Consider the following 3,381-nt stretch of genomic DNA (forward strand, 5'->3'; position numbering starts at 1 on the left):
TTAGTCTCTAATATCTTTTGGATAAAAGGGGATACCGTCTATACCCCGAGCATTTCGACAGGAATTTTAAATGGAGTGACCAGAAAGTTCATCCTGCACTTATGCTCCCGTCTCAACCTGGAAGTGATAGAAGGGAAGTTTCCGAAAGAGGAACTTTTAGAAGCGGATGAAGTATTCATTACCAACTCCACCCAGGAAATAATTCGGATTGCTGAGCTGGATGACACAATATTTCCTGCGGTGAATTCATCGTGGCTCACTTGTCTGAAGGGTTTGTATACACAAAGCACAGAAAAACAATTGATGTCCTATCAACAGGTAAAGAAGGTAGATTGTAAAAATGGGAAATACGAACTTATATCAAACGAAGCTGACATGTGGACCATATAACTTACCGTTAGGTGAAAAAACCTTAATCATGGGGATCTTGAATGCCACTCCGGATTCTTTTTCCGATGGAGGCAAATACAATGAAGTGGAACGTGCGGTTCTGCGTGCAAAGGAACTTGTGGCGCAAGGGGCGGATATCCTTGATATAGGCGGGGAATCGACCAGGCCCGGTGCGGAGAAGGTGAGCCTTGAGCAGGAACTGGAGCGGGTCATTCCGGTTATACAGGCTATATCTAAGGAAGTGCAAGTACCCATTTCCATCGACACCTATAAGGCGGAAGTTGCAAGGCAAGCAATACAGGCAGGCGCCCACATTATCAATGATGTATGGGGGGCAAAGGAAGACCCAGCCATGCCTGTTGTTGCAGCTGAGCTCCAAGTACCAATCATCCTTATGCAAAACCGGAAAGAGCGGGACTACCACCAGTTGATTCCGGATATGATCAGTGATTTGTTTGAGAGCATTACATTGGTCAAGCGTGCCGGGGTGAAGGATGAAAACATCATTTTGGACCCCGGGATAGGGTTTGCCAAGACATTTGAAGACAATATTAAAGTGATGCAAAAGCTCGACCATTTCCATACCTTAGGTTACCCGTTGTTGCTTGGTACATCTAGAAAAAGGTTTATCGGTCATGTGTTAGATCTTCCTGCTGAGGAAAGAATGGAAGGGACCGGGGCCACGGTGTGCCTTGGTATACAGAAGGGCTGTCACATCGTCCGAGTACATGATGTGAAAGAAATTACGCGTATGGCGAAAATGATGGATGCCATGCTTTCTGAAGGAGAGGTTACCTATCGATAAAATATATGTAAATCAGATGAAATTCTACGGCTACCATGGCGTATTTCCGGAAGAAACGAAACTTGGCCAACGGTTTATCATTGATCTGAAGGTAGAACTTGATCTATCCAAAGCAGGCAAAACAGATGACCTTACCCAGTCGGTGAACTATGCAGATCTATATAATACATGTAAAAAAGTAGTCGAGGGTGAAACACACAAATTAGTAGAAACCGTTGCGGAGAGAATTGCAGAGGAAATTCTGTCCGCCTTTGAACTCATTCAAAGTTGTACCATTAAAGCAATCAAGCCGGACCCGCCGATCCCTGGCCACTATGAATCTGTCGCAGTAGAAATAACGAGGGGCCGTTCGTGATGAATACAGCTTATATTGCCCTGGGATCCAATCAAGGAAACCGTGCCGGGTACCTTCAAGATGCAGTGGAACAAATCCATCAACATGAAAAGATAACTTTAGAAAAGGAATCTTCCATTTATGAAACAGATCCTGTCGGCTATACAGACCAGGACAAGTTTTTAAATATGGTAATTAAAGTAAACACTCAGTTGCCCCCTTTTGATTTATTAAAGGTATTACAAGGATTTGAGCATTTTTTTGGGCGGAAAAGAGAGGTGCGTTGGGGTCCGCGTACTTTAGACCTTGACATTTTATTGTATAACCAAGAAAATATTGAAACAGAAGAGCTTATTATCCCTCATCCGAGAATGTGGGAAAGAGCTTTTGTTTTTGTTCCTTTAATGGAGATCGCGGAAAATAAAGATCTGCCCATAGAGATAGATAGAAAAGAACTTCTTGCACAACAAGATAGAGAAGGGGTACATGTATGGAAGCCGAAAAGTGGGGAAGACGTATCCGGGCTTACCGAAAGCTAAAAGGATATACCCAAGAATCATTTGCTAAAAATCTTCATATTTCAGTCTCTGTACTAGGAGAGGTTGAACGGGGAAACCGCGTTCCTTCAGAGGAGCTTGTTCAGTCGATTGCCAAGGAACTAAATATCACGGTAAAGGAACTCGAACCACCAGAACTAAACAGGGAGGAGGTTAATAACTGATGTTGAAAATCGGCGATATCACCATGAAAAACCAAGTGGTCTTAGCGCCAATGGCAGGAGTATGTAATGCCGCGTTCCGCCTGACGGTTAAAGAATTCGGAGCGGGCCTTGTCTGTGCCGAGATGGTCAGTGACAAAGCGATTCTCTATAAAAATGCCAAAACAATGGGCATGCTTTATATTGATGAGCGCGAGAAACCACTAAGTCTGCAAATCTTCGGTGGCGAGAAAGATACCCTTGTGGAAGCGGCGAAATTCGTAGACAAAAACACCACAGCAGACATTATTGATATAAATATGGGGTGCCCGGTACCAAAAATCGTCAAATGTGACGCAGGTGCTAAATGGCTGCTTGATCCGAACAAGATTTATGAGATGGTGGCAGCTGTCGTAGATGCAGTTGATAAGCCGGTCACAGTTAAAATGCGCACAGGTTGGGACGAAGATCACATCTTTGCCATTGAAAATGCCCGTGCCGTTGAACGCGCAGGCGGGCAAGCGGTAGCGGTCCATGGCCGTACTAGAGTACAAATGTATGAGGGACATGCAGACTGGGACATCATCAAGCAAGTTAAAGAGTCCGTCAACATCCCTGTCATCGGCAATGGTGACGTTCAAACTCCTCAGGATGCAAAAAGGATGCTAGAGGAAACTGGTGTGGACGGTGTCATGATTGGTCGTGCGGCACTCGGAAACCCTTGGATGATTTACAGTACTGTACAATACCTGGAAACAGGAAAGCTTGTCGGAGAACCATCTGTTCGTGAAAAAATGGATGTGTGTAAGCTTCACCTTGATCGTCTTATCGACCTTAAAGGAGAAAATACAGCAGTACGCGAAATGCGCAAACACACAGCATGGTACCTTAAAGGCATCCGCGGCAATGCATTAGTACGTAATTCTATTAATGAATGTAACACGAGAATGGATCTTGTAAGTTTGCTTGATCATCTTGTAGAAGAGACAGAAGAAAAAGAAGCGATGACTTCACAAGTTATCTAATCTACGCTAGGCGACTGTACCCCAAAAACATGATTGAACTGCCAGTAAGATGCTACTGGCAGTTTTAGCTTTATTTATAGTTGGAAAGTCTATATGATAGATAAAAGAAAAGCTGCTACATAAATGAGTA

The 3,381-nt window shown here is 43.9% G+C and carries 6 protein-coding genes; all 6 read left to right on the forward strand.

Going from position 1 to position 3,381, the window contains the following annotated elements:
• Positions 1-390, forward strand: a 390-nt coding sequence (locus tag M313_RS0116940) for an aminotransferase class IV (RefSeq protein WP_010198034.1), incomplete at its 5' end; no start/stop codon positions are given.
• On the forward strand, positions 341-1,195 hold the full coding sequence (folP, locus tag M313_RS0116945) for a dihydropteroate synthase (protein ID WP_010191436.1): 855 nt from the start codon (positions 341-343) through the stop codon (positions 1,193-1,195). The genes M313_RS0116940 and folP, both read left to right, overlap by 50 nt.
• The gene (folB, locus tag M313_RS0116950) at positions 1,188-1,550 is read left to right on the forward strand and encodes a dihydroneopterin aldolase (protein ID WP_029326262.1); all 363 of its coding nucleotides are present in this window, start codon (positions 1,188-1,190) and stop codon (positions 1,548-1,550) included. The genes folP and folB overlap by 8 nt, the downstream gene beginning before the upstream one ends.
• Complete coding sequence (gene folK / locus M313_RS0116955; protein WP_029326263.1) at positions 1,547-2,068, forward strand: 2-amino-4-hydroxy-6-hydroxymethyldihydropteridine diphosphokinase; 522 nt, start codon at positions 1,547-1,549, stop codon at positions 2,066-2,068. The genes folB and folK overlap by 4 nt, the downstream gene beginning before the upstream one ends.
• Positions 2,020-2,250: a helix-turn-helix domain-containing protein gene (locus M313_RS0116960; protein ID WP_010191441.1), complete on the forward strand. Its 231-nt coding sequence runs from the start codon at positions 2,020-2,022 to the stop codon at positions 2,248-2,250. Before folK ends, M313_RS0116960 begins: the two co-directional genes overlap by 49 nt.
• Complete coding sequence (dusB, locus tag M313_RS0116965) at positions 2,250-3,251, forward strand: tRNA dihydrouridine synthase DusB (RefSeq protein ID WP_010191442.1); 1,002 nt, start codon at positions 2,250-2,252, stop codon at positions 3,249-3,251. Before M313_RS0116960 ends, dusB begins: the two co-directional genes overlap by 1 nt.
• The last annotated feature ends 130 nt before the right edge of the window (positions 3,252-3,381 follow it).

Source organism: Bacillus sp. m3-13 (genome assembly GCF_000175075.1).
GTDB classification, from domain to species: Bacteria; Bacillota; Bacilli; order Bacillales; family Bacillaceae_I; genus Sutcliffiella_A; species Sutcliffiella_A horikoshii_C.

Coding starts and splice junctions, on each gene's coding strand:
- folP (WP_010191436.1), top strand. CDS start 341: ATGGGAAATACGAACTTATATCAAACGAAGCTGACATGTGGACCATAT.
- M313_RS0116960 (WP_010191441.1), top strand. CDS start 2,020: ATGGAAGCCGAAAAGTGGGGAAGACGTATCCGGGCTTACCGAAAGCTA.
- dusB (WP_010191442.1), top strand. CDS start 2,250: ATGTTGAAAATCGGCGATATCACCATGAAAAACCAAGTGGTCTTAGCG.